Here is a 24,680-nt window from a genome sequence, read left to right on the forward strand (position 1 = left end):
CCACCCGGGTGCGCACACATACCTACGGTGCCGTAAGTTACGGAACCGAAGGTTTGCTTCGCCGTACGGCGGCTACGTTTGCGAGGACCCATGCGCGCATCCCGGACGACAACGGATCTCCCCTGGCTGATCCAGGGCGGAATGGGCGTGGGTGTGTCCGGGTGGCGGCTCGCTCGGGCCGTCGCGCGCACCGGGCAGCTGGGGGTGGTCTCCGGCACCGCCCTCGACACGCTGCTGATCCGGGTGCTGCAGACCGGTGACCCGGGCGGTCATCTGCGGCGGGCGCTGACCGCCTTCCCCGTGCCGGAACTCGCCGACGCCGTACGGGAGCGGTACTTCGTGGCGGGCGGGATCGGTGCCGGTGAACGGTTCGCCTCCACTCCGCTGCTGACGGCCGACGAGGCGTGCCCGGCCCGGGAGTTGACCGTCGTCGCCAACTTCTGCGAGGTGTGGCTCGCCAAGCGGGGGCACGACGGCCCGGTCGGCGTCAACTATCTGGAGAAGGTCCAACTCGCCACGCTCCCCGCCATGTTCGGGGCGATCCTGGCGGGCGTCGACTACGTCCTGGTCGGCGCGGGCATCCCCGCGCAGATCCCACGGATCGCCGGCGGGCTCGCCCGGCGGGAGCCGGTCACCGCGCGGGTGGACGTGGACGGCGACGACCAGCCCCTCGAACTGCGCTTCGACCCGGCCGCGTTGCTGCGCGGAGCCGAGCCCGGCCCGTTGCGTCGCCCCCGCGTCCTGGCCATCGTCTCGCTGCCGGCCCTGGCCACCTACCTGAACCGTGACGAGGAGACCAGGCCGGACGGGTTCGTCGTCGAAGGCCCTCGCGCGGGCGGCCACAGCGCGCCGCCGCGCGGGCCCCTGCGCCTGGACGAGCACGGCGATCCCGTCTACGGCCCCCGGGACACCCCCGACTTCACGAAGATGGCCGCCCTCGGCCTGCCGTTCTGGATCGCCGGCGGCCAGTGCGGTCCCGAGCAGCTCCGTCGGGCCAGGGCGGCGGGGGCGGCCGGTGTTCAGCTCGGCAGTGTCTTCGCGTTCTGCACGGAGTCGGGCCTGGACCGGCGGCTGCGGGGAGAACTGGTCGAGCGTGAGCTCGCGGGCACGCTGACGGTGCGCAACGATCCGGCGGCCTCCCCGACCGCCTTCCCCTTCAAGGTCGCCGACCTGCCCGGCACCCTGGCCGACCCCGCCACGCGTGCCGCCCGCGCCCGCGTCTGCGATCTCGGCTATCTGCGCGTCCCGTACCGGACCGGCAGCGGTGGCGTCGACTACCGCTGCCCGGCGGAGCCTCGTGCGGCGTACGTCCGCAAGGGCGGGGTTCCCGAACAGACGGATGGACGGCAGTGCCTGTGCAACGGACTGCTCGCCGCCGTCGGGCTGGGCCAGCGCCGCCCGCGCGGCGTGGTGGAACCGCCCGTCGTCACCATCGGCCAGGACCTGGGCTTCCTGCGGCACATCGCCCCGGACGGCAGACCCTACGGCGCAGGAACCGTTGTGCGGTGGCTGTCCACCGGGCTGACGGAGGCGGAGGCAGCGCACGCATCCGTGTGAGCACCGTCCTGTGGGGGGCGGACCGTCTCCGGCTCGCGCCGCCACGCCCCCGGCCGCCGAGCCCCGGCGCAGATGTCACCCGCCCGGCCGGGACTCCTGCTCCACCGCCGCCGTCCGCCTGGACTCGGGGATGCCGGTGGCGAGTTGGGCCCGGGACGGGGTGGCGGCGGTCCGCTGGGGACCGGCGGTGGCGTCCCGCGGGGTGGGGACGGGAGCCCGTCCCTCGGGGACCCGACCGCGCGGGGGCACCGTACGGCCGGTGGTCGACGGGGTGTCGGTCGACGGCTCGGGGGACGAGGCCCTCGACGACTGGGTGGGCGAAGGAGAGGGCGCGGGGACGGAGGGGGGAGGCGGGGCGGGCGGGGGCGCCATCGGGATCGTGGGCGTCCTCGACGGGGCCGGGGACGTCAGGTGGGCGGGGCCCACGAAGAGGAAGGCCGCCGCGCAGGTCGCGACCACCGCCGCCGCCGTCTTCGCCGCCCGGCGGTTCCTCGCCCTGCGGCGGAGCGTCGTGTACGTGCCGGGGGGCGGGGTGAGGAAGTCGGCCGCGGGAGGGCGCAGGAGCACGGTGACGGGGTCGTCGGGGTCGAACTCCGGCTCGTCGTCAAAGCGTGTGGTCAAGGCTTCTCCTCAGGTGGGCGCGGAGCAGTTCGCGGGCCGCGTGCAGGTCGGCCTTGACGGTTCCTTCCTTGCGTCCGGTCAATGCGGACACCTCCCGGATCGGCATGTCGGCGTAATAGTGCAGCAGGATCGGGATACGGAGCCGGTCGGGCAGGGACTGGACCAGGAGCCGTACCGCCGGGTCCTCCTGCTCGGGGTGCGGGCGCAGCGCCGCCTCCGTCGTGGCGCGGCGCACCGCCCGGCGTTCGCGCTCCAGCTTGCGCCAGTGGTCGCGGACGATGTTGGCCGCGGTGACGTAGAGGAAGCCGCGGGGCTCCGAGACGGACGTCCACCTGGCCCACAGCCGGGTGAACGCCTCGGAGGCGATCTCGTGGGCCGTCTCGTCGTCGTCGACGAGCCGGCGGCACCAGCCGGCCAGGCGTGGGTAGACGGCGGCGAACAGTTCGGACGCCGCCGCCTCCCGCTCCCGGTCCACTGAACGGGACCGGGAGTGCGGCCGGGGCCAGGGCCAGGACTTCAACCGCTCTCCAGGGTCGAGGGGTGGGGGGCCTCACGCCGGGTGCTCATGACACGCCGGTTACTCATGAGGGGAGATGTCTCGGTCGGCGGGCGGGTTGGTCCGAAAAGGGGCCCGGTCCGGATCCGGGCCCGTTCTCAGCCGGCCGTGCCGCTCAGTGCCGCGAACACGATCACGTTGTCCTGGTAGCCCTCGCCGTCGCGGGGGCCGCCGCAGGTGATGACGCGCAGTTCGGGGCGGTCGACGTCGCCGTACACGTCGTCGGAGGGGAACGCGGCCTTGGCGACGGTGCGCAGGGATGTGACCGTGAACACCGGTGTCGTGCCGTTCTCCAGGCGTGCCTCGATCCGGTCGCCGCGGCGCAGCGTGGACAGGCGGCGGAAGACGCCGTCGCCGTACTCGCCGACCGTGACGTGGCCGAGGACGACCGACGGGCCGGTCTGGCCGGGCGTCGGCGAGTGCTCGTACCAGCCCGCGCGGTCGTGGGCCGTGATCGGCGGCACCTGGACCGTGCCGTCGGCCTCGAGTCCGAGCCTGATGAGCGGGGTGTCGACCCCGATCGCCGGGATGCGCAGCCGGACCGGTGCCGAGCGGGCGAGGGCGTGCGGTGCCTTCGCCGAAGCGGGCGAGGGCGGTGCCGTGCCGCCGTCGGCGCGGGCCGGGGCCGTCGCGCCGGGGGACGGTGTACGGCCGCCCGCGCACGCGGTGAGCAGGGCGGCCGGTGCCGCGAGGGCGAACGCGCGCCTGGAGAGCGGCGGGGTCATGCTCCGGTGGCCCGGCGGCGCACGATGAACACGGTGCCGCCCGCGGCGAGCAGCGCGGCGGCGGCGCCACCGCCGATCAGGGCGTTGGTGGAGCCGGAGCCGGTGGTGTCGGCCGCGACACCGGTGTCGGGGGCGCCCTTCGGACGGACGGAGACCTGGCCGCGGCCGTCGGCCGGGACGGGGGCCGGGGCGGGCCGGGAGCCCTGGGAGGGCGCGGCGTGCCCGTCGCGGGTGGGAGCGGGGACGGGGCTGGCCACGCGGGTCGGGACGGGAGTGGCGGTACGGCCGGCGGGGACGGGGGACGGCTGCGAGCCGTCGGCGAACGCGGGCACGGTGGTCGCCAGGACGGCGGTGCACGCGAGTGCCGCGGCGCTGAGGACAGTTCGGCGCATGGGATCGCTCTCTTTCGTCTCTCGCCCGGTGTGTCCCCGGTGAAGGGGAGGGGCGGGTTGTGATGCGGTCGGGCGGAGAGACGAGGCGGCGGCGGCGCGCGTTGCAAAGAGATGGCAAAGCCGTTTCCCGGGCCGATCCGTGGCTAGGCTTGAAGAGTTCTGCAATTGACAGAATCTTCTGATCATCAGGTGCCGTCGGACAGCGGCCTGCGGGGAGGCGTTCCGGATGGGTGGATCGGTGTTCGGCGAGGCGCTGCTGGAGCGGGTACGGCAGGCACGGCTGACCCTCGCCGCGGCACTCGCGGCCGAGGACGTCTACGCCGTGGCCGTCGCCCGGGACGAGCTCGACGACGCCGTACGGCTGGCGCGGGGGAACGGGGTCGACGTGGGGCCGCTCGACGCGGAGACGGGGGCGGAGGCCGGGGTGGAGCCGGCGGCGGAGTGACCGGGTGCGGGGCGCCTCAGTCGCCGGGCTTGCGCTCCCCTTCGGTGCCTCCCATGTCCTGCACGCCCTGACCTCCCTGCACGCCTTGTGCTCCTGGCGCGCCTTGTACGGCCTGGAGGTCGGCCAGCAGTTCCGCCTGGCCGGCGAGGAGGCCGGACAGGATGGTCCGGGCCACGCGCAGGAGTTCGGCGACGTGCGGGCTGGTCAGGGAGTAGTAGACGTTCGAGCCCTCCTTGCGGGTCTTGACGAGGTTGGCCCGGCGCAGCACGGCGAGTTGCTGGGAGAGGTTGGCGGGCTCGACGCCCATCTCCGGCAGCATCTCGGCGACCGCGTGCTCGCGCTCGCTCAGCAGCTCCAGGACGCGGATGCGGGCCGGGTGGCCGAGAGTCTTGAAGAACTCCGCCTTCAGTTGGTACAGCGGCGTGGTCACCGTGCCGTCCCCTCCCCGGCGCCGCGGCCGGGTCCCGTCGGCCGGACCTCGGCGCCTCGCGTCCACCCCATCGTCACGTACATGTGGCCCATCCTCGCCTGTGCCGACGCCTCAGCCGCATCCGCGCCGGTCGGAGCCGGTCACAGGGGAAGGGTGATCCAGATGCTCTTGCCGTTCTCGTCGGCGTCCGGGCGGACGACCGCGGTGCCGCCGAGGCCGGCGACGAGTTCCCGTACGGTGCCCAGGCCGCCCGTGCCGTGCAGCGGCGGCCGGTAGGGGTGGCGGTCGTGGACGGCGAGGGCGAGGCAGTCGCGGCCGGCCGCGTAGACGACGGTGACCTCGGGGGACAGGTCGGCGGCGTGCCGCACGCTGTTGGCGACCAGCTCGCTCAGGATCAGCAGGGCCGGGTCGACGGCCGGGTGGCGCAGGCCGATCCCCCATTCCACGAGGGCGAGTTCGGCGGTCTCGCGGGCGAGACGGACGGCACCGGGCCCGGCGGGCACGGTGAGCACATGGCGGTACGGCAGCGCCGCCGATCCGGCGGTCGCCATCACGCCCCCTCCCCGGCCGGGCCCACGGTGGCGGCCGACGGCACCTCGCCCGCCCCGGCCTCGGACACGGACGCCGGTTGCGGTCCGCCCGGCGACACCGACACCGGTCGCGGCCCGCGTGACCCCGATGTCCCCGGCTCCCTCGCCGTGCCCGGCGGCAGCACCCCCGTGTGTTCCAGGTGTTCGCGGGCCGCGCGGATGGCCTCCGGGGTCGTGGCGTAGTCGCCACCCTCGGCGCGCAGGAGGTCCAGGGCGCCCACCGAGGCGAGGACCTGGCGCTGGCCGGGCCGTACGCCCGAGGCGAGGACGAGGATGCCGCGGCGGCGGAGTTTCTCCACCGCGTCCTTGAGGACCAGCGCGCCGGTGGCGTCCATGGTCGTCACCCGGGACAGACGCAGGATCACGACCCTGACCTCGGCGACCTCGGTCAGCTCCAGCAGGAAGCGGTGCGCGGCGGCGAAGAAGAGCGGGCCGTCGATGCGGTACGCCACGATGTGCTCGCCGAGCAGCGCGTGTTCCTCGGAGCTGTGGTCGCCGCGCTCCAGCGGGACCTGGTCGAGGCGGGCCTGCCGGGCGACGGCGCGCAGGGCGAGGGCGCCGGCCACGGCCAGGCCGATGACCACCGCGTACACGAGGTCGAGGACGAGGGTCGCGGCGGCGGTCAGGACGAGGATGAGCGCGTCCGAGCGGGTGGCCCCGATCATCGCGCGCAGGGAGCCGACCTCGACCATCCGGATCGCGGTGGCCAGCAGGACGCCCGCCAGCGCGGCCAGCGGGATCCGGGCGACGAGCGGGGCCGCGGCGAACACGATCACGGCGAGGACGGCGGCGTGGACGAGGGCGGCCAGCCGGGAGCTCGCGCCGGTGCGGACGTTGACGGCGGTACGGGCGATGGCGCCGGTCGCCGGGACGCCGCCGAACAGCGGGGCGGCGATGTTGGCCAGGCCCTGGCCGAACAACTCCCGGTCGGGGTCGTGCCGTTGGCCCACGGTCATGCCGTCGGCGACCGACGCGGAGAGCAGGGACTCCAGCGCGGCGAGGGCGGCGACCGCGACGGCGGGTGCGATCAGGGTGCCCAGCGTGCCCGGGTCGAGGAAGGCGAGGGAGGGCGCGGGCAGCCCGGCGGGCAGGTCGCCGATCGGCGGGGCCGCGTCCAGGTGGGCCGCCTGTGCGACGACGGTGGCGGCGATCACGGCGACGACGGAGAACGGCACGGTCGGCCAGCGCCGGGCGCCGAGGAGCATCACGGCGGCGACCGCGGCGGCGAGGGCGAGGGCCGTCCAGTTCGGGGCCGCCGCGAACTCCCGGACCGCCCGCCAGGTCACCACCAGCACCCGGTCGCCCTCGGGCTTGGGCACACCGAGGGCGTTGGGGATCTGCTGGAGCCCGATCACGCAGGCGATGCCGAGGGTGAAGCCCTCGACGACGGGCGCGGGGACGTAGCGCATGGCGCGTCCGGCGCGCAGCACGGACAGGGCGACGAGCAGCACACCGGCCATGAGCCCGACGGTGAGGACGCCGGTGGGGCCGTACGCGCCGACGATCGGTACGAGGACGACGGTCATGGCGCCGGTGGGGCCGGACACCTGGAGGCCGGAGCCGCCGAACACGGCGGCGAGGGCCCCGGCGACGACGGCGGTCGCGAGGCCGGCCTCGGCGCCGAGACCGGAGGAGACGCCGAAGCCGAGGGCGAGCGGAAGGGCGACGATCGCCACGGTCAGCCCGGCGAGCAGGTCACGACGGGGGTCACGGCGCACCTCGACGAGATCGGCCCGCCCGGGAAGCAGCGCGACGATCCGGGAGACGACCCGACGGGTCCGGCCGGTCACCGCGCGCCGCCCTTCGTCGTGGGCTCGGGCTCGCGGAGGGCCGCGAGGAGCTCGGTGCGGCCGGTGATCATCTCGGTGAGGATGCGGCGGGCGGCCCGCATCAGGTCGGCCACGTCGCCGCCGGAGAGTTCGTAGACCACCGTCGAGCCCTCGCGGGTGGCGGTGACGATGCCGGAGCGGCGCAGCACCGCGAGCTGCTGGGAGAGGCCGGCGGGTTCCACCTCGATCGCGGTGAGCAGGTCGCGCACGGGTTTCGGGCCGTCCTGGAGCAGTTCGAGGACGCGGATGCGGACGGGGTGGCCGAGCATGCGGAAGAACTCGGCCTTGGCCTGGTACAGCGGTACGGACACGGTTCCCCGATCTCACCGGCGGCCCCCGCGCGGGGGTGATTGCAGAAGAGAGCATCTAGCGAATTGCATAATTTTGCAATTTGGCAGTTCGCAAGCGGCCCCTCCGCTTCCGCGCGAGGGCCTCCGCCGCCGGTCCGCCCGGCCCGCCCCCGCTCCGCCCGGCCTACCGCACCAGCGTCACCGGCCGCGCCACCGTCACCTGGTCGATGTCCGACACCCGCACCGTGACCTTCATCGTCCAGGTGCCGGGGATGGGCAGGTCGAGGTCTTCCGTGCCCCAGTAGCCGCCCTGGTCGGTGACCTTGGCGTCGAGGGGACCGAGCTTCTGGGCGGGCAGGGTGAAGGAGATCCGGAGCTCGGGGACGAGGGCGAGGCCGCCGTCGGCCCCGAACACCACCGCCTCGACGGAGTTGCGGCCCACGCGGCCCGGATCGAGGGTGACCTGCACCTTGCCGGACGACTTCCCGACGGAGAAGGGGACGTCGGTGACGGACGCGGCGGGGATGCCGGCCGCCGCCCCGGCCGCCGTCGACTCGGCCACGGCCCGGCCGGGCAGCGTGCTGGTCAGCACGGTCGTGACCACGAGGACGACGGCGCCGACGGCGACCTCGGCGAGGACGGAACGGCGCAGGGCCCGCTGGTGCGGCGACAGCGGGACGCTCCCGCCCCCGTCCTCCGGCGCCGCTCCGACCGCGTCCGACCCGCCCACCGCCGACGGCGCGCCCGATCCCGGCAACACGTCCGGCCTTGGCGACACGTCCGAGCCCGACGGCGTGCCCGAACCCGGCAACACGTCCGAGCCCGGCAGCGCGCCCGTGCCCGGCGACACACCCGAGCCCCGTGGCACGTCCGATCCCGGCGACACGCCCGAGCCCTGTCGCACGTCCGAGCTCCGTGGCACGTCCGCCGACGACCCGTCCGCCACCGGCGCCGTCACGCCCCGTCGCTCTCCCGCCCGTTCCTCCGCCGCGGCCGTCCCGGCGGCCCCCGCAGCTCCCCCGACCAGTTCCGGTACCCGCTCGGGCACGACCGCCGCCTCCGCGCCCGCGAGCCGCGCCGTCCAGCGGCGGGACTGCGCGGCCGTCGCCAGCAACAGCAGCACCGCGGCCAGTTTGAGCAGCAGGACCCGGCCGTACGAGGTGTCGGTGAGCGCGGCCCAGGAGCCGAGGCCGCGCCAGGAGAGATAGGCGCCGGTGGCCACCAGGACGGTGACCGCGCCGAAGGCGAGGCGGGAGAAGCGGGTGATCGCGGCCGGGGGCAGGGCGGCCGGGGCCCGGTGGAGCAGGACGAGCAGCGCGGCCAGACCGCCCAGCCACACCGCCATGGCCAGCAGGTGCAGCACCGAGGCGGTGATCGCCACCGGGACCTGGATGCCGGCGGAGGAGTGTTCGGCGGCGGCCCAGGTCAGGGCGAGGGCGACGGCGGTGGTGGCGCCCGCGGCGAGGGCGGTCCGGGAGCCGCGGCGCAGCCGGGGCAGCAGCACGGCCGCCACGAGCAGCAGGGCGAGCCGGGCGAGCAGGAGCTGTCCCGTGCGTCCGCCGGCCGTGCGGGCGAGACCGGCCGGGTCCAGTGCGGAGGCCGGTCCGGCGCCCGCCTCGTAGGGGGCGCGCAGGACGAACAGGGCGGCGGTCGAGGCGAGCAGCACCCACCATCCGGTACGCAGCGGGCGGTGCAGCGGCCCCGGGCCGGCGGGGGCGCACAGGGTCAGGAAGGCGGTGGCGCCGATCAGCAGGGCGACGGAGAGGTAGGCCAGGTAGCGGGCGATGTCGTAGAGGCGGCCGGTGACGGGGTCCTCGACCGGTGCCGCGGTCATGTTCGCCGTCGTGGCGGAGGGTTTGCCGACGGAGAAGGTGAAGGCGCCGGCGACCGGGTGGCTGTCCGCCGAGACGACCCGCCAGGCCACGGTGAAGGTACCGGTGCCGAGCTCGGGCGGCAGGCTCACGCGGGCGGTGTCCGAGCGGCCGGGGGCGTGTTCGGCCGCGCCGGTGGTGACCCGGTGGTTGCCGGGGTCGTAGACGCGGAAGGAGTCGTCGAGCAGGCCGACGGACTCGGTGAACGTCAGGGTGAGGTACGCGGGTGCCGCCTTGACGACGCTCCCGTCGGCGGGATCGGTGTCGCGCAGGGCGGCGTGCGCGGAAGCGGGTACCGCGGGGCCGAGCACGAGCAGCGCGAGCAGGGTGCCGAGCAGCAGCGGCCCGCGCCACCGCCGTGATCCGCCGTACGTGTTGTGCCGTTCGCCCACGTCACCGCTCCGTCGTCGAGTCCACGCCGCCCCGTACCCGTACGGACACGGTGGCGGCCGTGCTCACCGGGCGGTTCCTCAAGAGTCTTCCGGGAAGGCCACCGTGCGGGTGAGGAAGGCCAGTTGAGCCCGCTTTTCGGGCAAATGCCCGTCGGGGAGGTCCACTTCGGGGAGGGTGACCACCGGTCCGGGGACGCATCCCTGCTCGGGGAAGCGGGCGACGGCCTGCCCTGCCGCGCGGACCCGGCCCGGCACGAGAACCGCGGGGTGCCCCGGCGGCGGGTGCACGCCCCGGGCCACTGGCGCGCGGTCCGAGCCCGCGCGCGGGATCATCGACCCATGGACGTGACCGTGCACCTGGCCCAGGACCCCGACGCCGACGCCCTCCTCGGGCGCAGCCCGCTCGCCGCGCTCACCGGGATGCTGCTCGACCAGCAGGTCCCGATGGAGTGGGCCTTCAAGGGCCCGGCGACCATCGCCGGGCGGCTCGGCGCCGACGACCTGGACGCGCACGAGATCGCGGCGCGCGACCCGGAGGAGTTCGCCGCGCTCCTCTCCGAGAAACCGGCCGTGCACCGCTACCCGGGCTCGATGGCCAAGCGCGTCCAGCAGCTGTGCCAGTACCTCGTCGAGGAGTACGACGGTGACGCCGAGGCCGTGTGGCGCGGGGTCGCCGACGGCCCCGCGCTGCTGAAGCGGCTGGAGGCGCTGCCCGGCTTCGGCCGGCAGAAGGCGCAGATCTTCCTGGCCCTGCTCGGCAAGCAGCTGGGCGTGCGCCCCACCGGCTGGCGGGAGGCGGCGGGAGCCTACGGCGAGCCGGGGTCCTTCCGCTCGGTCGCCGACATCACGGGCCCCGACTCCCTGGCCGCGGTGCGGGCCCACAAACAGGAGATGAAGGCCGCGGCCAAGGCGGCCAGGGCGGCGAAGGGCACTCGGTAGCCCCGTCAGCCGACCGGCCCGTCCGAGTGGCGGCACCCGGCCCGGCGGCCCAAGCATGAGGCATGACCGAGCCACCCAACACCGGCTCCCCCGGCAGGCCGGGGTACGACGACCGCAAGGTCCACGCCGCCCGCGAGACCACCACGCACCATGAGCCCGAGCCGCCCTTCGAGGGCCCCCTGCACGCCCTGTCCCGAGCCACCTGGCAGGTCGTCCTGCTCACCGGGGCCGCCTCCCTGGTCCTCGGCGTCCTCGTCCTGGTCTGGCCCGGCCCCTCCCTGCTCGTGGCCGGCGTCCTCTTCGGCGTCTACCTGGTCGTCAGCGGCGTGCTCCAACTCGTCTCCGCGTTCGGCACCCACCGGGCGACCTCGCTGCGCGTGCTGGCCTTCATCAGCGGCGCCGTGTCGATCCTGCTCGGCCTGTTCTGCTTCCGCGGCCCCATGCAGTCGATCCTGCTGCTCGCCCTGTGGATCGGCATCGGCTGGCTGATCCGCGGCATCACCCAGACCCTGGCCGCCGCCTCCGACGGCGCCATGCCCGCCCGCGGCTGGCACGTGCTCCTCGGCGTGCTCACCTTCGTCGCCGGGATCGTGCTGATCGACGCGCCCTTCCGGTCGATCGCCGTGCTCACCCTGGTCGGCGGCGTCTGGCTGCTCGTGGTCGGCGTCGTCGAGGTCGTCACCGCGCTGCGCATCCGCGGCCGGGCCCGGCAGGTGCCGCGCACCGTGTGAACACCCTGTGACGGCCCGTACGCCGAGCGGGCGGTTTACGGGGCCACGGCGATGAACGTCCCACATCCGGCGGGGAGACGACCTTCCATGAGCACCCCACGACGCCCCCCACTCGGCCGCGCATGGCTGCGGGCATGGGTGCTGCTGCTCGCCCTGCTGGTGCCGGCCGCGCACATCGAGGCGCACACGGTGCGGACGGTGGCCGCCGACGTCGTCGAGCACGACGTCCCCGACCCGGGCGTCCGCCCGGTCTCCCGCACCGTCCAGCGGCCCCTCCTCCCCGTCCGTCCCGGCTCCCCGGGCGAGGCCCCGGCGCTCGTCGCGGGCGAGGAGCGTCCGCCGACGGCGCCGCACCCGCGGCCGTACACCGCGCTCGCCCTGCGTTCGGTGGTCCTGCGCTGCTGACGGGCCCGTTCCCCCCGGTCCGTCAGCACGAGCAAGCACACGCGAGGCCAAGAACGCGAGGAACACCGTCATGCCCTCAGATCCGTACGCCGTCCTGCGCGCTCTGCTGCGCGCGGAGGCACTGCGCAGCACGCCCAAGTCCGAGGCGGACAAGCCGAAACCGCCCCAGCGGCCCGTGAAGCGGGAACGCGACTGATGCGTGAGCCGGGCGCGGGGGCGTCCGGCTCACCGCCGACGGCGGGACGTACCGAACAGGGAGCGGGTGATCTCGCGGCCCAGTTGGGTGCCCACCGACCGTGCCAGGGACTTGAACACCCCGCTGCCGACGACCTGTTCGACGAGCGAGGGCTCCTCGCGGGGTGGTTCCTCGCGGGGCGACTCCGCACGGGGTGACCTTCCCGCCGCTCGCGACGGCCCGGTCCGTTCCGGCGCCGCCGTCAGCCGCTCGTACGCCGACTCGCGGTCCACAGCCTGTGCATAACGTCCGTACAGGGCGGACTCCCGCACCGCCGTGTCCAGCTCGGCGCCGTCCATCGGACCCATCAGGGACGACGGCGCGCGCAGCCGGGTCGCGGCCACCGGGGTCGGGGCGCCGTTCTCCCCGAGCACCGTGACCACGGCCTCGCCCGTGCCGAGCCCGGTGAGCAGTTCCTCCAGGTCGTACGCCGAGTCCGGGAACGTCCGCACCGTCTCCCGCAGCGCCTTGCGGTCGTCCGGTGTGAACGCGCGCACGGCGTGCTGGACACGGTTGCCGAGCTGGCCGAGGACGTCGGGCGGCACGTCCTTCGGCGTCTGGGTCACGAAGAAGACGCCGACCCCTTTCGAGCGGATGAGCCGCACGGTCCGCGTGATGGCCTCCAGGAACGCCCTGGACGCGTCGTCGAACAGCAGGTGCGCCTCGTCGAAGAAGAACACCAGCCTCGGCCTGTCGGGGTCGCCGATCTCGGGCAGGTCGTGGAAGAGGTCGGCGAGCAGCCACATCAGGAAGGTCGAGAACAGCTGGGGCTCCTCCTGCACGGCGGGCAGTTCGAGCACCGACACGACACCCCGCCCGTCCCCGGTCGTGCGCAGCAGCTCGGCCGTGTCGAACTCCGGCTCCCCGAAGAAGTACGCCGCGCCCCGCGCCTCGAAGGCCGTGAGGGACCGCAGGATCACCCCGGCCGTCGCGGTCGACAGGCCGCCGATGCCCTTCAGCTCCGGCCTGCCCTCGTCCGAGGTCAGGAAGGAGACGACCGCCCGCAGGTCCTTGAGGTCGACCAGTTCCAGGCCCTTGGTGTCGGCGTAGTGGAAGATCAGGCCGAGGCACTGCTCCTGGGTCGGGTTGAGCCGCAGCACCTTGGACAGCAGCACCGGGCCGAAGCTGGTGACCGTGGCCCGTACGGGGATGCCGTGGCCCTGTCCGCCCAGGGCGTAGAACTCGGTGGGGAAGCCGGCCGGTGTCCACGCCTGGCCCACCTCCCCGGCCCGCACCCGCACCCGGTCGTCCGGCTTCCCGGGCCGCGCGATCCCCGACAGGTCGCCCTTCACGTCCGCGAGGAACACGGGCACGCCCCGCGCCGAGAGCTGCTCGGCGACCAACTGGAGCGTCTTGGTCTTGCCCGTGCCGGTGGCGCCCGCGACCAGGCCGTGCCGGTTGAGCACGGACAGCGGCACCCGGACCTGGGCGTCCGGCAGGCACCGCCCGTCCCACAGCAGCGCGCCCAGTTCCAGCGCCGGCCCGGAGAAGGCGTAACCGGAGGCGACGGCACGGGCCGGTTCCGGGAGGGCCGTGGCGCTGCCGGAAGGCTCGTCGGCGGTGGTCCCGGGCTCGGTCCCGCTGTCGCTCATCTCGGACCCCTGTTCCCGCTTCGACCTGGTTCATGGCATCTTTTCCAGCGTCGCACTCGGCCGCCACGGCTGCGCCCGGAACGTGTTGGCCGGTAGGCTTTCCGTGTGATCTTCAAGCGCATCGGAAACGGCCGGCCGTACCCCGACCACGGCCGGGAGAGCACCCGGCAGTGGGCGGACGTCGCGCCGCGCCCGGTCCGCCTCGATCAGCTCGTGACGACCAAGGGGCAGCTCGACCTGGAAACCCTCCTCGCCGAGGACTCGACCTTCTACGGCGACCTCTTCGCGCACGTCGTGAAGTGGCAGGGCGACCTGTACCTGGAGGACGGCCTGCACCGCGCGGTCCGCGCGGCCCTCCAGCAGCGCCAGGTGCTGCACGCGCGCGTGCTCGAACTCGACTGACCTTTTCCACCGATCCTTCGGACACGCCCCGGTAATGCCTTGACCCTTTCGGGTTCTCCTGGGCGACGTCCAATGATCATCTAGTAGGCACGGCCGCCCCGGCGCACTACGCTGCGCCCATGAGCATGCTGACTCCCCCCGGCATGGGCGGCCAGTACCGGATCACGGGGGACAAATACCCTCGAATGCGCCCGCCCCGGCGGCGCGGCAGGCTTGTGTTCGGACTGGTGGCCTCGGTCGCCGCGCTCGGGCTGATCGGTTGGGGGACCTTGCAGCTCATCGACATCTTCACGGGCGGTGAGAAGGCCTCGGCCGTCGGCACGAAGAAGTGCGCCGCCGCCGCGAGCGCCGTGGCACATCCCGCGGTGGCGCTGCCGAAGCCCGCGACGATCACGGTGAACGTCTACAACGCGACGCCCCGCTCGGGGCTCGCCAAGGCGACGGCCGACGAGCTGAAGAAGCGCGGCTTCAAGGTCGGTGACGTGGGCAACGCCCCGGCGGAGTTCGACAAGAAGATCAAGGGCGCCGGCATCCTGCTGGGACCTCCGGCGTCCCTCGACACCTCACTGCCGGTCCTGGCCACCCAGCTGACCACGGCCGAGCGCCGCACGGACGCCCACCGCAAGCCACCCGCCCTCGACCTGATCATCGGCGACGGCTTCAAGTCCCTGACACCCAGGCCGGAGGCCGACAAGGCCGTCACGAAGCTGACGGCGCCGCCGCCCACGACCCCGCCGAAGAACGCCTGCTGACCCCCCACCGCACCGAAAGGGCCCCACCCGGCAACCGGGTACGGGGCCCTTGTCATACCGGTTCGCGGGCCGAGAGCTCCGCCGCCGGGCGGCCCGGGACTACTCCGCCGCCCCGTACAGGCGGTCGCCCGCGTCGCCCAGGCCCGGCACGATGTAGCCGTGCTCGTTGAGGTGGTCGTCGACCGCGGCCGTGACCACCGTGACCGGGGTGCCCGCCAGGTCGCGCTCCATGACCTCGACGCCCTCCGGCGCGGCCAGCAGCACCACCGCCGTCACGTCGTCCGCGCCGCGCTTGATCAGCTCCCGGATCGCCGCGACGAGGGTGCCGCCCGTGGCGAGCATCGGGTCCAGGACGTACACCTGGCGCCCGGAGAGGTCCTCCGGCATCCGGCTGGCGTACGTGGACGCCTGGAGCGTCTCCTCGTCGCGGATCATGCCCAGGAAGCCCACCTCGGCGGTCGGCAGCAGCCGCACCATGCCGTCCAGCATGCCGAGCCCGGCCCGCAGGATCGGCACGACCAGCGGACGCGGGTGGGACAGCTTGACGCCGGTGGTGGAGGCGACCGGGGTGGTGATGTCGACCTGCTCGGTCCGCACGTCCCGCGTGGCCTCGTAGGCGAGCAGGGTGACCAGTTCGTCGGCGAGCCGCCGGAAGGTCGCGGAGTCCGTGCGCCGGTCGCGCAGCGTGGTGAGCTTGTGGGCGACCAGGGGGTGGTCGACGACGTGGAGACGCATGCCCCCACACTAGCCGCGCCCGCGCGCGCCCCGTGCTGGCATCAAACCGCCCGTCCGGGGGAAGGTGGGAGGGACGGACAGGGGTGGTGAACCGATGCCTGAGCTGTCAGACCGCGAGTCCTCCGAGTCGGACGTCGAACGCCGGCGCCGCCGGGCGCGGTTCCTGCGCGAGCTGGCCGAGGCACGCCAACTGCGCGACCGGGTCCAGCCGCGACGCGCCAGGACCGCCCGGCTGCGCCACGCGATGCGCATGCGCACGTTCCGCTGGTAGGGAAGATCCACGACCGGTGGGGCGTTAACGGGGGCGGTCGTGCGTGGAGGTCGTGAAAAGCCGCGTACGATCCGCACGTGGCGGCAACGAGTGCGCTGGTGACTCCGGCACGGACGTGCCGAGGTCCCGGTGCGTACGAGCGATCGAAACTGCCGGACACAGGGAGCCGAAGACGCCCCCTGGCGGCCTTGTTTCTGCCACGATTCCGAGTGGGTGGGGCCCGGAGCACAGCTCTCCCCGCCCACGACCTCCGCCGGGGGGACCCCCAACCGGCACGCCTATGACCAGTGGGAGAGTCACGGTGTACTTCGCCGCACTGCTCGCGCGCACCGAAGACGGGTGGGAAGCGAGCGACACAGAGCTCGACGATGTGGAGAGCCTGTCGGATCTGGCCGACCTGGCCCGGGAAGCCTCCCCCGACGAGGACACGGTGCTCGTCCTGATCGAGCAGGAGGACGCCTGGTTCGGCGTCGTCCGCGTCGACGGCGAGGACGACCCCCGCATCTACGTCTCGGACGCCGCCGCAGCTGCCCGCAGCGCCTACGGCGAGCTGCTGCTCACCGACGAACTGCTCGGCCGGGAGCCCGGCTCCGACGGCCCCGACCTGGACGCCCTGGACCTCGACGGCACCGAGGACGGCGAGTCCGACGCGTCGGACGACGACTCCGAGGACGGCTCCGGGGCCGACGCCGTGGCCCACGGCCCGGTGGGCGACGGCGAGATCCTCGACGACCTCGGCGTCGGCGAGAAGGAGCTGCGGGCCCTCGACGCGGAGGACGCGCTGGGCTCGATCGCCGAGGCCCTGGGCGCCTCGGAGGTGCTGGAGACCGTCCGCTGACCGCACCCGAGGCGGCCGGTCCCCCGGACCCGGTGCGCGACCGCTGGCGGCCCGCCATGCGGCTCGCCCTGACCGAGGCCGAGCGCGCCGCCGACGGCGGTGACGTGCCCGTGGGCGCCGTCGTCCTGTCCCCGGACGGTACGACGGTGCTCGCCCGCGGTCACAACGAGCGCGAGGCCACCGGCGACCCCACGGCCCACGCCGAGGTGCTGGCGCTGCGCCGGGCGGCGGCCGTGCTCGGCGAGTGGCGGCTGGCCGGCTGCACGCTCGTGGTCACCCTGGAACCCTGCACGATGTGCGCGGGCGCGCTCGTGCAGTCCCGGGTGGACCGTGTCGTCTACGGCGCCCGCGACGAGAAGGCGGGCGCGGCCGGCTCCCTGTGGGACCTGGTGCGGGACCGGCGGCTCAACCACCGGCCCGAGGTCGTCGGGGGCGTGCTCGCCGAGGAGTGCGCCGGGCTGCTCACGGGTTTCTTCCGGAGCCGCTGACGTCCGGGAAACGGATTTCGGAGCACGGGCCACCGTGCTGTAAGGTCTCCCTCGGTAGCGTGTCCGAGCGGCCGAAGGAGCTCGCCTCGAAAGCGAGTGTGGCGCAAGTCACCGAGGGTTCAAATCCCTCCGCTACCGCAGGTAGACGAAGGGTCCGGCTCATCGAGCCGGACCCTTCGCGCTTCTCCGTCTCAGTTTCCGTCTCAGTTAGCCCGTACGAGGGCCCCGGCGGCCCCGTCGTCATCGTCGCCCGGTCCACCACCGGGTGACTTCCAGATGAGCCCGTCGACGCGTTCGGCCACCTCGTTCCGGACGGTGTCGACCATGTGCTGGTACCGCGCGGCCATGGCCGTGGTGGACCATCCCATGAGCCCCATGACGGCCCGCTCGGAGACTCCGAGGATCAGCAGCACTGTGGCAGCGGTGTGACGAGCGTCATGCAATCGCCCATCCCGGACCTTGGCATCGTCCAGCAACTCCTTCCAGTCGTCGTAGTCCGTTCGGGGCGAAGTGCCCCGGCCGGTCGGGGTCGCGAACAGCCATCCTTCGTCGGTCCAGTCGGCGCCGACCGCCGCGCGTTCGGCGTCCTGCCTGGCCCGGTGGACCCGGAGCAGGTCCACGAGCTGCGCGGGCAGGCCCACCGCTCGCCGTCCCGCCCGCGACTTGGTGTCGGCCGTCTCAGGGTTCGTGCGCTGACGCTGCGGGCAGTAGCCCGCCTTACGGCCGCACGTGTCTCCGCACCCGTGGGCGTAACGCGGGCGACGGCGACTCCGACGAACCATCAGGACACCCCGGTCCAGGTCGACATCCGCCCACTTGAGCCCCAGAGCCTCCCCCTGCCGAAGCCCGAGGGAGAGAGCCACCGCCCACCGTGCCGCGTTCCGACGCTCGTCGGCGGCCCGCAGTAGCCGTTGGACCTCTTCGACGGTGTACGGCTCCACCTCTTCCTCCCGCAGTCGGGGAGCCTTGGCAAGCTGGACAGGATTCCGTCCCAGGTGGCCACGCCGCACGGCTTCGTTCAGGGCCGTACGGAAGGTCCGGTGGATCTGGTGGATCGTGCCGGCCTTACGGCCGTCGGCCTGCATCTGCCCGTAGAAGCGCTCGATGTGTTCCGGTTGGAGCTTGTCCAGCCGATGGGCACCGAGGGCGGGGATCAGGTGCTTCCGGACTGCCACGCCGTAGCCGACCATGGTGTTCTCGTTCACCGCGAGCGGTGCGATGGTCTCCACCCAGTGCGTCAGCCACGCCTTGACGGTCCACGGCTTGCCAGGCTTGGCCAGGGTCTTGGCGTCGCGCTGTTTCTCCAACTCGCGGACGGCGGCCGTCACCTCGGCACGAGTCTTGCGTTCGACGTGGCGCCGGTCCGGCGTGCCGTCGTCGCGGATGCCGACGGTCACGCGGCCGTGCCACTTCCCGTCTTTGCCCTGGTAGATGGACGACCGGCCGTTCGGCTGCCGGGTGCGCTTCTTGTCTTCCGCCACGGGCGGACTCCTTCGGATGTGAGTGAAACAGTCGGAGCACCACCCCGTTGTGGGGTGGTGCTCCGGTGAGGGATGGGTCAGGCGGCGCGCTGTTCGGCGCGGCGGCGGGCGAGGTAGGCGGCCGGGGCGTCGGCGGGGACACGCCGAAGGCCACCGACCATCAGGGACTCCAGCTCCCCGGTACGAATGAGGGCGAAGCAGGTGGTCCGGCCGATGCGGAGGCAGTAAGCGGCCTCTTCGACTGTCAGGAGAATGGGGGCCGGACCGTTAGTCTCGGAGAGTCGGGGGGCGTCCACACTGGCGATGCTCATGCGGGGTCTCCTCGGGGCAGTCCTTCGGGGGTGCTCTCTGAAGGCCGCTACTTCCGCTACCGCCGCTACCGTGCAGGTCAGGGGCCTGTTCGGGATAGCGGGAAGGGGTAGCGGTAGCGGATGGGTAGCGGCGCGGTAGCGGCTTCCGGGGCGGGTTGCCGCTACCGCATCAGTGCTGGTCAGGCCACGTTTTCGGTGCCCGGTAGCGGAGGTAGCGGACTTTCCGGGGGTGGGGGGCAGTAGCGGGCCCACGCGTCCCACAGATCCGCGGCGTAGTAGCCCTTGAGGACGCTCCCGGCGGTCTTGATGTTGCGGGAGGCGACAGGCTCGTTGTCCGCCGTCATGTACTCCGCGAGCATCTTCGACAGGCGCCGGTTGTCGAGCGGCTTGCCGTGCAGATCGGCCCACGGAGCATCGTCCAGGGCGTTGAGCCGGTCCAGGACGGCGACCGTGGGAAGCCGGTCGATACCGACCATGACGTGATCCCGCAGGTCGGTCAGCAGCCGGACCCCGAGACTGCCCTTGTCGTTGGCCCGGGACGCGGTCACCAGCGCCACACACGCCTCCCGCGCCCGCGCCGGCCACTCACCGCCGACGGCATCAGCGATGGCGAGCAGGGGTTCCCACACGTCGGCGGGCCGGTCGGTGACCCCTTCGGGCATGTCCGGCCAGGCCCCGGTCACGGTGTCACGGGCGTGTTCGGCCCACTGTGCGAGGCGGTCGCGTAGCGCGTGGCCTTCTGCTTCGTGGGTGCGGGCGCGGAAGGCTTCCACGCGTTCGTTGCGGGCCCGTCGGCGCATGCGGATGACGACGGAGCGGGTGAGGATCGTGTCGGGGAGGGAGCCGAGTCCGGCGACTGCGACCGCGCAGTACGAGGGGAATGCCTGCACGGTCTGGTTGCCGCCGTCGCCGATGCACCGGTAGGTGACCCCGGTGCGGCGGTGCCCGGCGTTCAGGAAGCCGCGCAGTTCCTCGTTGTCCCCCGCTTTCGGGCCGAAGATTGTGTCGATCTCGTCGAACAGGATCGTGGGCCGGCCGTTGGGGTTGGACACGGAGCGGAAGAGGGCGGCGGCGGACGCGTTGACGGCCGTCATCGGCGCCGGTACGAGGGTTTCCACGATCTCCAATGCGCGGGACTTGCCGGACCCCGGCTCCGGGGACAGGAACGCCAACCGCGGGGTGGAGTCGAAGCAGTCGAGCAGGTGGGCGTGCGCGTCCCAGAGGGTCACGGCGACGTAGGCGGCTTCGTGGGGGAAGACGTTGAAGCGGCGGTGGAAGGCTTCCACCTCATCGAGCAGTGCGGCCCCGTCGATGGCCTTGGCGGTCATGCGGCGGTCCTTCCTTCCTGCGTGGGGGTGGTGTGGGGGCAGGTGCCGACGTGGACTCGGGTGGTGAGTTCGATGACGGCGGCGCGGCCCACTGCGCGTTCGTGGTGCCCGCACCTGCACAGCCAGTCGGCGACGGGCGGGTGTGTGAACCGGACCTGGAGGCCCGGCATGATGCCGCTGATCGTGACCGTGTGCGGGTCAGGGCGAAGGGCAGTGACGACGCCCTTGCGGGCGGCGCCTGTCGGCTCGCCCACGGCCGGCGTGTCCACGGGCTGTGGAGCGGCGGACGGCCCGGACGAGGTGGGGGTGATGCTCTTCAGAGGGAGGCGGGAGCGGGTGTTCATGCCGTCTCCCGCCTGGTCTGGTTGTGGGTGATGGACCAGTTGAGGGCGCTGCGGAGGGTGGAGCGGCACTCGGACGCGGACAGTCCGGCCGCCTCGCCCCCCTCCTGAAGAGCCTGCTCGACCACGTGCCGGGGGAGGTCGCCCCACGCGACGAAGCGCCCGAGAGCGCGCGCCGCGCGGAACAACGTGTCTTCCCGCGCCCCGTGTTGGGCCGTGGCGACGTTCCGGGTCTCGTTGGCGAGCGCTACATCCGCGTATCGCCGTGATTGCCCCGCTACGGCCGTCGAAGGGGGCTGAGGGGCCTTGGGAGCGGGTTGCAGGATGGTTTGGAGCCAGAGGGGCAGAGGGGCCGCCACGGGGCCGCACAGGGCTTCGTAGGCTCCGGCGGGGGTGGTGGAGCCGGCGGCGACGACGTATCCGCCCCATGCCCGGGTGTCGACCAACTCGCCGATGGTTCCTGCTGTGTTGGTCAGCCGGATGCCGGTCGGGGCGGTGAAGTACAGGTGCGTGCCGCCGCTCGCGGTCCGCACCCGGTAGGTGTCGGGGACGGGGTGTCCGGCGCGCTCGCAGAGCGCCCTGAAGGTCGCCGCGCCGCCAGGCGCGTCCCAACTGCCCTTGTCGTTGTCCTTGGGCATGTCCAGGTCGACCACCAGCAGACCGGACGGGCCGGTCGCGATACCGACGTTGAACGGGGCCCGGGACCAGGCGGCGCGGATGCGGTCCGGGTCGGTCGTGGCGCGCTGCTCCCACTTCCGGTGCCCGGCCGCGCACTCCCCGGTGCGGGGGCAGGACTTCTCTCCGTGCAGCGCCGGCGGCTTGCCTCCGGGCCGCAGCGGGAAGACGTGCCAGCCACGCTCGGCCGCATCCAGAGCGGCGTGCATCAGGTGCTCACTCATGCGGCGGCCCCCAGACGGTCCGTGGCGAGCAGGGCCAGGGCAGCCCTGCCGATCCAGTGGGTGTAGGCGGGCGGGATGCACTCGCGGATGCCGTCGCGGTTCATCCACGGCACCCCCAGCGCCCGGCGGGCGAGGTCGACGCCGGAGAAGTTGCCGACGAACTGCCCGTAGTGGCCGGGCGGAACATCTGCCCGCACAGCATCACCGGCTCGCGCAGCTTGGGCACCGCGCCGCGCACGTTCTCCATCGCCCAGGGCCGCCCGGCCGTCTCCAGGGCGGTGCGGGTGGGGGCGATCAGGTCGGGGTGGTTGTTGGCCTGGATGCGCTGGCACTCGCTGTCGTGCTGGCACGGCGGGGAGCCGTGGATGAAGTCGAACTCAGCGCCGTGTTCGAGGACGAACGCGATGGCGTCTGCCTGGATGAACCGGTACGGGTAGCGGGGCTGCGGGGTGTTGTCGATGCCGGTCACGTCGAACCCGGCGTCGGCGTAGCCCTTGGCGGCGCCGCCCTGGCAGCAGTACAGGTCCAGCAGGCGCGGCCTCCGGCCGGGCACGTGCCGGATACGCGCAGGCGTGGTCATGCCCTGCCCCCGTTCGTCCACAGGTGGTGCAGGCGGGCGGTGTAGGCGTCTACGGCGGTGGTGAAGGCGGTGGGGTCGTCGCTGTCGAGTGCGGCGAGCATGGCGGCGGCCTCGGGGCGCGGTCCGGGGTCCGGGATGTCGCGGTGTGCTCGCTTGAGGTCGTTGAGCAGGTAGCGGGTGAGGTGCTTGTCGAGTTCGAAAAGGTGCTCGGTCAGGATGTAGGGCCCGGTGACGGTGAGCAGGGCAAGGACGGTGCTGCCGTCGGGGCGTGGCTCGATCCGGTAGAAGACCGCCGGTACCGGCTCGTGGACCACTCGCGGATTGTCGGTGGATTGCGTCATCCTGGATGTCTCCAGTTCCTTGAAGGTGACTGGTTGGCGAGGGCGGCCCCGGATCTTTGCCGAGATGAGGGGGTCGCCCTTGGCGTAGCTACGAGGGGGCGTTGCCGAACTGGTCAGTCGCGGGGGGAGGGGCGCCCTGCCAAAGTCGCGGCGCAGTCGGAGCAGTTGACATGCGCGTAGTAGGGGAGTTCCTCCGTGATGGTGGCTCCGCACAGGCCGAAGAGCAGCCCGTTGAAGTCGCGGCGGGTGGGGGTCAGCCGGTGGATCAGGCCGTCGATGCCAGGGCCAGAGGCAGGCGCGAAGCGGTCGAAGTCCGTGGTCACGAGGTGATCCCCTGTCAGCCGTTGCGGTGGTCGTTGTGGGTGCGCGCGAAGATGCCGCGTGTGTGGGTGGCGGTGCTCATGCCGCCTCGCGGCCGGGCAGGAGCATGCCGTCGTCGCTCTTGCGGAGGGCTCCCGTAGTGGTGAGGGTTTTGATCTCGCGGGAGACGGTGCCCTTGTTGATCCCGGTCCTGTCGGTGATGTCCCGCAGGGTGCGGGCTCCGTCGTGGACGGCCTTCAGGACCCGGTCCCGGTTCGTCTCCGCCGTAACCGGTGCGTGTGCCGCTGTGTCCGCCGGGGTGACCGGGTCCTTGACCAGCCGGAGCGTGCGTCCCTTCGGCGCGGTGGGTCCGCGGTGCCATATGGGCCGGTCGGGCAGGGCGATGACGTCGGCGGGGGAGAAGGCGCGGGTGTTGATCGGATGGGGCTTGGCCTTGGGGCCGGAGCGGAGCATCGCGACGCCGGGCATGGGTAGTTCGTGGGCGTGCCAGCCCTTTTCGGTGGCGTCTTCGCCGAAGACGACGCGGGATTCACCGGAGGTGCTGAGGGCGAGGGCGGCCCGGTAGGTGATCTGTGCACTGATCTGCGGGTCGATGCCGCCCTTGGCGTCCATGGTCGGCTTCTGTGTGGCCCAGATCAGGATGATCTCGGCGGCACGGGCCATGCGGGCCAGGGTTCGCAGGTTCTCCATGATCCGGGACCAGTCCGGATCGCCCGGGTCCTCCTTCGTGGGCCGTGCCCGGGGTGTTGCGGCCATGGAGATGACCTCCGCGCCTTCGTCCACGAACACCGTGATCCGGGGCCGCTCCCGACTGATCGCAACCACGTCTTGGCCGCGTGGGATGAGCTCCAGACGCTCGTGCATCTCCGCGACCAGGTCATCGGTCACCTCCAGCACCTCCTCCAGGGTGATGGCGGTGCGGGCCCGGTGCTGCCAGTTCATGGCCTCCACCCGCTTGGGGTCGATGACGACCAGGCGGTGATCCTCAGCCTCGGAGCCCTCCGCGAGCAGGGCGCGGGTGGACCAGGACTTCCCGGACCCGGAGGTGCCGGCGACCAGCATCCGACGTCCGAGGGGGACCATGACCGTGTCGCCCGTGACCGTGTCGACGCCCCACGGCGCACCGGGCTCCCAGCCGGTCAGGTCGATGCCGTCGGCGGCGCTGCGGGTGCGCAGCGTGATCGTGGCCCGGTCGCCGTGGCTGCCGGAGGTGATCTCCATGCGCAGGTCGGTCCGCGCTCCGAGCAGGGCGCGGATCTCATCCGCCTTGGCCCGGAAGGTCTTCGGTGTCCACCGGCCATCCAGCCGCACGTGCGAGACCAGACCGGCAGGGGTGAGCTTCGCGGGGGTGGGCACGGTGCCCGACAGACCGCGCGAATCGGCGTTCTGGACCCAGAACGACGGGTCCAGGCGCGAGGCCAGGCGCCGCTCCTCCGCGGTCATGCCGTCCTCGAACTGCACCGCCGGCTGACGCCTGCCCAGCCACAGACCTGCGGCGTGCAGGCCGATCAGTCCGGCGGACACGGATGCCGGCCACACGGTGAGAGCGTGGCTGGCCTCCGACATCAGCCAGGTGGCCAGGCTGCCCGGCACCGCGTGTGCGGCGTGGGCCTGGACTGCGCGGGCGGTGAGGGTGGCGGGGTAGTTCTTCCGCGCCGCCTTCAGTCCGGCCCGCGCCTGGCTGTGGTGCTGACGCGCGGCCTTGTCCGCGGTGCGAGCGGCCCGGCGTTCCGCGGACAGCACGCCGGACGTCTTGCGAGCCGTGGTGCGCTGACTGCGCGCCATCGCCGCGGTCGAGCGGGCGGAGTTGTGCTCGCGCTGCGCCGTCATGAGCGCCTTCAGGTTCTCCGGCGTCCGGAGCTGCGCCCGCCGCTCCGACTCCCGGTCCCACCAGGCGGCGAACGGCCCGCACGCCGGGGCGAGCCCGTCCAACGCCGTATTGGCAGTGAGGGTGGTGGTCGACCATGCTTGCTTCCAGTCCACGGAAGAGTC

Annotated in this window: 30 protein-coding genes, 1 tRNA gene and 2 pseudogenes; 12 read left to right on the plus strand and 21 right to left on the minus strand. The window is 73.1% G+C overall.

The window, feature by feature from the left end; all coding sequences use genetic code 11:
• Positions 1-90: 90 nt before the first annotated feature.
• Complete coding sequence (locus AB0F77_RS15060) at positions 91-1,557, plus strand: nitronate monooxygenase (RefSeq protein WP_361947240.1); 1,467 nt, start codon at positions 91-93, stop codon at positions 1,555-1,557.
• Between the two features lie 75 nt (positions 1,558-1,632).
• Here AB0F77_RS15060 and AB0F77_RS15065 read toward each other — a convergent pair whose 3' ends face one another.
• The 4 genes from AB0F77_RS15065 to AB0F77_RS15080 all read right to left on the minus strand — a co-directional run bounded on the left by AB0F77_RS15065 (position 1,633) and on the right by AB0F77_RS15080 (position 3,851).
• Positions 1,633-2,178, minus strand: a complete 546-nt coding sequence (locus AB0F77_RS15065) for a hypothetical protein (protein WP_361947243.1) — start codon at positions 2,176-2,178, stop codon at positions 1,633-1,635.
• Positions 2,162-2,653: an RNA polymerase sigma factor gene (locus tag AB0F77_RS15070; RefSeq protein ID WP_361947749.1), complete on the minus strand. Its 492-nt coding sequence runs from the start codon at positions 2,651-2,653 to the stop codon at positions 2,162-2,164. The genes AB0F77_RS15065 and AB0F77_RS15070 overlap by 17 nt, the downstream gene beginning before the upstream one ends.
• 179 nt (positions 2,654-2,832) lie before the next feature.
• A complete protein-coding gene (locus tag AB0F77_RS15075; RefSeq protein WP_361947246.1) occupies positions 2,833-3,459 on the minus strand; it encodes a class F sortase in 627 nt (208 codons plus the stop codon).
• Positions 3,456-3,851, minus strand: coding sequence for a sortase-dependent protein (locus AB0F77_RS15080; RefSeq protein ID WP_361947249.1), 396 nt, complete (start codon positions 3,849-3,851; stop codon positions 3,456-3,458). The genes AB0F77_RS15075 and AB0F77_RS15080 overlap by 4 nt, the downstream gene beginning before the upstream one ends.
• Positions 3,852-4,077: 226 nt before the next feature.
• On the opposite strand from AB0F77_RS15080, the gene AB0F77_RS15085 reads away from it, so the two are divergent.
• The gene (locus AB0F77_RS15085) at positions 4,078-4,296 is read left to right on the plus strand and encodes a hypothetical protein (protein WP_361947252.1); all 219 of its coding nucleotides are present in this window, start codon (positions 4,078-4,080) and stop codon (positions 4,294-4,296) included.
• 16 nt (positions 4,297-4,312) lie between these two features.
• Here the strand turns inward: AB0F77_RS15085 and AB0F77_RS15090 are convergent, their stop codons facing one another.
• The 6 genes and pseudogenes from AB0F77_RS15090 to AB0F77_RS15115 form a co-directional block, all read right to left on the minus strand.
• Positions 4,313-4,726 (minus strand): metalloregulator ArsR/SmtB family transcription factor, encoded by a 414-nt coding sequence (locus AB0F77_RS15090; RefSeq protein WP_361947255.1) that lies wholly within the window; start codon positions 4,724-4,726, stop codon positions 4,313-4,315.
• Between the two features lie 140 nt (positions 4,727-4,866).
• Positions 4,867-5,277, minus strand: a complete 411-nt coding sequence (locus AB0F77_RS15095; RefSeq protein ID WP_361947258.1) for an ATP-binding protein — start codon at positions 5,275-5,277, stop codon at positions 4,867-4,869.
• Complete coding sequence (locus AB0F77_RS15100) at positions 5,277-7,106, minus strand: SulP family inorganic anion transporter (RefSeq protein WP_361947261.1); 1,830 nt, start codon at positions 7,104-7,106, stop codon at positions 5,277-5,279. Before AB0F77_RS15100 ends, AB0F77_RS15095 begins: the two co-directional genes overlap by 1 nt.
• Positions 7,103-7,456 (minus strand): metalloregulator ArsR/SmtB family transcription factor, encoded by a 354-nt coding sequence (locus AB0F77_RS15105; RefSeq protein ID WP_361947264.1) that lies wholly within the window; start codon positions 7,454-7,456, stop codon positions 7,103-7,105. Before AB0F77_RS15105 ends, AB0F77_RS15100 begins: the two co-directional genes overlap by 4 nt.
• A 163-nt stretch (positions 7,457-7,619) precedes the next feature.
• Positions 7,620-9,647, minus strand: coding sequence for a copper resistance protein CopC (locus tag AB0F77_RS15110; protein WP_361947752.1), 2,028 nt, complete (start codon positions 9,645-9,647; stop codon positions 7,620-7,622).
• A 129-nt stretch (positions 9,648-9,776) separates the two neighbouring features.
• Positions 9,777-9,926, minus strand: a pseudogene (locus AB0F77_RS15115) (siderophore biosynthesis protein); the annotation flags it as partial.
• A 111-nt stretch (positions 9,927-10,037) separates the two neighbouring features.
• On the opposite strand from AB0F77_RS15115, the gene AB0F77_RS15120 reads away from it, so the two are divergent.
• From AB0F77_RS15120 to AB0F77_RS15135, 4 genes are all read left to right on the plus strand, one after another.
• Positions 10,038-10,637: an HhH-GPD-type base excision DNA repair protein gene (locus tag AB0F77_RS15120; protein ID WP_361947266.1), complete on the plus strand. Its 600-nt coding sequence runs from the start codon at positions 10,038-10,040 to the stop codon at positions 10,635-10,637.
• A 62-nt stretch (positions 10,638-10,699) separates the two neighbouring features.
• A complete protein-coding gene (locus AB0F77_RS15125; protein WP_361947269.1) occupies positions 10,700-11,368 on the plus strand; it encodes an HdeD family acid-resistance protein in 669 nt (222 codons plus the stop codon).
• A gap of 87 nt (positions 11,369-11,455) precedes the next feature.
• Positions 11,456-11,773, plus strand: a complete 318-nt coding sequence (locus AB0F77_RS15130; RefSeq protein ID WP_361947272.1) for a hypothetical protein — start codon at positions 11,456-11,458, stop codon at positions 11,771-11,773.
• 70 nt (positions 11,774-11,843) lie between these two features.
• The gene (locus AB0F77_RS15135; protein ID WP_361947275.1) at positions 11,844-11,969 is read left to right on the plus strand and encodes a hypothetical protein; all 126 of its coding nucleotides are present in this window, start codon (positions 11,844-11,846) and stop codon (positions 11,967-11,969) included.
• A 29-nt stretch (positions 11,970-11,998) separates the two neighbouring features.
• Here the strand turns inward: AB0F77_RS15135 and AB0F77_RS15140 are convergent, their stop codons facing one another.
• Positions 11,999-13,600, minus strand: coding sequence for a helicase HerA-like domain-containing protein (locus tag AB0F77_RS15140; protein ID WP_361947278.1), 1,602 nt, complete (start codon positions 13,598-13,600; stop codon positions 11,999-12,001).
• A 105-nt stretch (positions 13,601-13,705) separates the two neighbouring features.
• On the opposite strand from AB0F77_RS15140, the gene AB0F77_RS15145 reads away from it, so the two are divergent.
• Together AB0F77_RS15145 and AB0F77_RS15150 are read left to right on the plus strand one after the other, a co-directional pair.
• Entirely contained in the window at positions 13,706-14,002 is a 297-nt protein-coding gene (locus AB0F77_RS15145) for a type II toxin-antitoxin system VapB family antitoxin (protein ID WP_003999914.1), read from the plus strand.
• Between the two features lie 119 nt (positions 14,003-14,121).
• The gene (locus tag AB0F77_RS15150; RefSeq protein ID WP_361947281.1) at positions 14,122-14,754 is read left to right on the plus strand and encodes a LytR C-terminal domain-containing protein; all 633 of its coding nucleotides are present in this window, start codon (positions 14,122-14,124) and stop codon (positions 14,752-14,754) included.
• 99 nt (positions 14,755-14,853) lie between these two features.
• Here AB0F77_RS15150 and upp read toward each other — a convergent pair whose 3' ends face one another.
• Complete coding sequence (gene upp / locus AB0F77_RS15155; protein ID WP_361947284.1) at positions 14,854-15,489, minus strand: uracil phosphoribosyltransferase; 636 nt, start codon at positions 15,487-15,489, stop codon at positions 14,854-14,856.
• A gap of 94 nt (positions 15,490-15,583) precedes the next feature.
• Between upp and AB0F77_RS15160 the strand changes: the two genes are divergently transcribed.
• The 4 genes from AB0F77_RS15160 (at position 15,584) to AB0F77_RS15175 (ending at position 17,224) form a co-directional block, all read left to right on the plus strand.
• The gene (locus AB0F77_RS15160; protein ID WP_361947287.1) at positions 15,584-15,760 is read left to right on the plus strand and encodes a hypothetical protein; all 177 of its coding nucleotides are present in this window, start codon (positions 15,584-15,586) and stop codon (positions 15,758-15,760) included.
• Positions 15,761-16,061: 301 nt separating this feature from the next.
• Positions 16,062-16,598, plus strand: a complete 537-nt coding sequence (locus AB0F77_RS15165; protein ID WP_361947755.1) for a hypothetical protein — start codon at positions 16,062-16,064, stop codon at positions 16,596-16,598.
• Between the two features lie 56 nt (positions 16,599-16,654).
• The gene (gene tadA, locus AB0F77_RS15170; protein WP_361947758.1) at positions 16,655-17,086 is read left to right on the plus strand and encodes a tRNA adenosine(34) deaminase TadA; all 432 of its coding nucleotides are present in this window, start codon (positions 16,655-16,657) and stop codon (positions 17,084-17,086) included.
• Between the two features lie 53 nt (positions 17,087-17,139).
• A tRNA-Ser gene (locus AB0F77_RS15175) sits at positions 17,140-17,224 on the plus strand.
• 65 nt (positions 17,225-17,289) lie between these two features.
• On the opposite strand, the gene AB0F77_RS15180 is transcribed toward AB0F77_RS15175, so the two are convergent.
• The 9 genes and pseudogenes from AB0F77_RS15180 to AB0F77_RS15220 form a co-directional block, all read right to left on the minus strand.
• On the minus strand, positions 17,290-18,567 hold the full coding sequence (locus AB0F77_RS15180; RefSeq protein ID WP_361947290.1) for a tyrosine-type recombinase/integrase: 1,278 nt from the start codon (positions 18,565-18,567) through the stop codon (positions 17,290-17,292).
• Between the two features lie 77 nt (positions 18,568-18,644).
• On the minus strand, positions 18,645-18,878 hold the full coding sequence (locus tag AB0F77_RS15185) for an excisionase family DNA-binding protein (RefSeq protein ID WP_361947293.1): 234 nt from the start codon (positions 18,876-18,878) through the stop codon (positions 18,645-18,647).
• Positions 18,879-19,057: 179 nt separating this feature from the next.
• A complete protein-coding gene (locus AB0F77_RS15190; RefSeq protein ID WP_361947296.1) occupies positions 19,058-20,206 on the minus strand; it encodes a DUF3631 domain-containing protein in 1,149 nt (382 codons plus the stop codon).
• Entirely contained in the window at positions 20,203-20,550 is a 348-nt protein-coding gene (locus AB0F77_RS15195) for a hypothetical protein (RefSeq protein WP_361947299.1), read from the minus strand. Before AB0F77_RS15195 ends, AB0F77_RS15190 begins: the two co-directional genes overlap by 4 nt.
• Entirely contained in the window at positions 20,547-21,446 is a 900-nt protein-coding gene (locus tag AB0F77_RS15200) for a bifunctional DNA primase/polymerase (protein ID WP_361947302.1), read from the minus strand. The genes AB0F77_RS15195 and AB0F77_RS15200 overlap by 4 nt, the downstream gene beginning before the upstream one ends.
• Positions 21,443-22,026 (minus strand): annotated as a pseudogene (locus AB0F77_RS15205) (SAM-dependent methyltransferase). Before AB0F77_RS15205 ends, AB0F77_RS15200 begins: the two are co-directional and overlap by 4 nt.
• Positions 22,023-22,367: a hypothetical protein gene (locus AB0F77_RS15210; RefSeq protein WP_361947304.1), complete on the minus strand. Its 345-nt coding sequence runs from the start codon at positions 22,365-22,367 to the stop codon at positions 22,023-22,025. The pseudogene AB0F77_RS15205 and the gene AB0F77_RS15210 overlap by 4 nt, the downstream one beginning before the upstream one ends.
• Positions 22,368-22,480: 113 nt before the next feature.
• Complete coding sequence (locus tag AB0F77_RS15215) at positions 22,481-22,690, minus strand: hypothetical protein (RefSeq protein WP_361947307.1); 210 nt, start codon at positions 22,688-22,690, stop codon at positions 22,481-22,483.
• A gap of 76 nt (positions 22,691-22,766) precedes the next feature.
• Positions 22,767-24,671 (minus strand): FtsK/SpoIIIE domain-containing protein, encoded by a 1,905-nt coding sequence (locus tag AB0F77_RS15220; protein ID WP_361947310.1) that lies wholly within the window; start codon positions 24,669-24,671, stop codon positions 22,767-22,769.
• Between the last annotated feature and the right edge of the window lie 9 nt (positions 24,672-24,680).

The sequence above is a fragment of the Streptomyces sp. NPDC026672 genome, from assembly GCF_040638185.1.
In the GTDB taxonomy this organism is placed as follows: domain Bacteria; phylum Actinomycetota; class Actinomycetes; order Streptomycetales; family Streptomycetaceae; genus Streptomyces.

Excerpts from the sequence above, each read along its gene's own strand:
- AB0F77_RS15060 (WP_361947240.1), top strand. The coding sequence starts at position 91 with ATGCGCGCATCCCGGACGACAACGGATCTCCCCTGGCTGATCCAGGGC.
- AB0F77_RS15095 (WP_361947258.1), bottom strand. The coding sequence starts at position 5,277 with ATGGCGACCGCCGGATCGGCGGCGCTGCCGTACCGCCATGTGCTCACC.
- AB0F77_RS15190 (WP_361947296.1), bottom strand. The coding sequence starts at position 20,206 with ATGACCGCCAAGGCCATCGACGGGGCCGCACTGCTCGATGAGGTGGAA.
- AB0F77_RS15185 (WP_361947293.1), bottom strand. The coding sequence starts at position 18,878 with ATGAGCATCGCCAGTGTGGACGCCCCCCGACTCTCCGAGACTAACGGT.
- AB0F77_RS15120 (WP_361947266.1), top strand. The coding sequence starts at position 10,038 with ATGGACGTGACCGTGCACCTGGCCCAGGACCCCGACGCCGACGCCCTC.
- AB0F77_RS15200 (WP_361947302.1), bottom strand. The coding sequence starts at position 21,446 with ATGAGTGAGCACCTGATGCACGCCGCTCTGGATGCGGCCGAGCGTGGC.
- AB0F77_RS15125 (WP_361947269.1), top strand. The coding sequence starts at position 10,700 with ATGACCGAGCCACCCAACACCGGCTCCCCCGGCAGGCCGGGGTACGAC.
- AB0F77_RS15135 (WP_361947275.1), top strand. The coding sequence starts at position 11,844 with ATGCCCTCAGATCCGTACGCCGTCCTGCGCGCTCTGCTGCGCGCGGAG.
- AB0F77_RS15075 (WP_361947246.1), bottom strand. The coding sequence starts at position 3,459 with ATGACCCCGCCGCTCTCCAGGCGCGCGTTCGCCCTCGCGGCACCGGCC.
- AB0F77_RS15160 (WP_361947287.1), top strand. The coding sequence starts at position 15,584 with ATGCCTGAGCTGTCAGACCGCGAGTCCTCCGAGTCGGACGTCGAACGC.
- AB0F77_RS15150 (WP_361947281.1), top strand. The coding sequence starts at position 14,122 with ATGAGCATGCTGACTCCCCCCGGCATGGGCGGCCAGTACCGGATCACG.
- AB0F77_RS15210 (WP_361947304.1), bottom strand. The coding sequence starts at position 22,367 with ATGACGCAATCCACCGACAATCCGCGAGTGGTCCACGAGCCGGTACCG.
- AB0F77_RS15130 (WP_361947272.1), top strand. The coding sequence starts at position 11,456 with ATGAGCACCCCACGACGCCCCCCACTCGGCCGCGCATGGCTGCGGGCA.
- upp (WP_361947284.1), bottom strand. The coding sequence starts at position 15,489 with ATGCGTCTCCACGTCGTCGACCACCCCCTGGTCGCCCACAAGCTCACC.
- AB0F77_RS15085 (WP_361947252.1), top strand. The coding sequence starts at position 4,078 with ATGGGTGGATCGGTGTTCGGCGAGGCGCTGCTGGAGCGGGTACGGCAG.
- AB0F77_RS15140 (WP_361947278.1), bottom strand. The coding sequence starts at position 13,600 with ATGAGCGACAGCGGGACCGAGCCCGGGACCACCGCCGACGAGCCTTCC.
- AB0F77_RS15080 (WP_361947249.1), bottom strand. The coding sequence starts at position 3,851 with ATGCGCCGAACTGTCCTCAGCGCCGCGGCACTCGCGTGCACCGCCGTC.
- tadA (WP_361947758.1), top strand. The coding sequence starts at position 16,655 with ATGCGGCTCGCCCTGACCGAGGCCGAGCGCGCCGCCGACGGCGGTGAC.
- AB0F77_RS15195 (WP_361947299.1), bottom strand. The coding sequence starts at position 20,550 with ATGAACACCCGCTCCCGCCTCCCTCTGAAGAGCATCACCCCCACCTCG.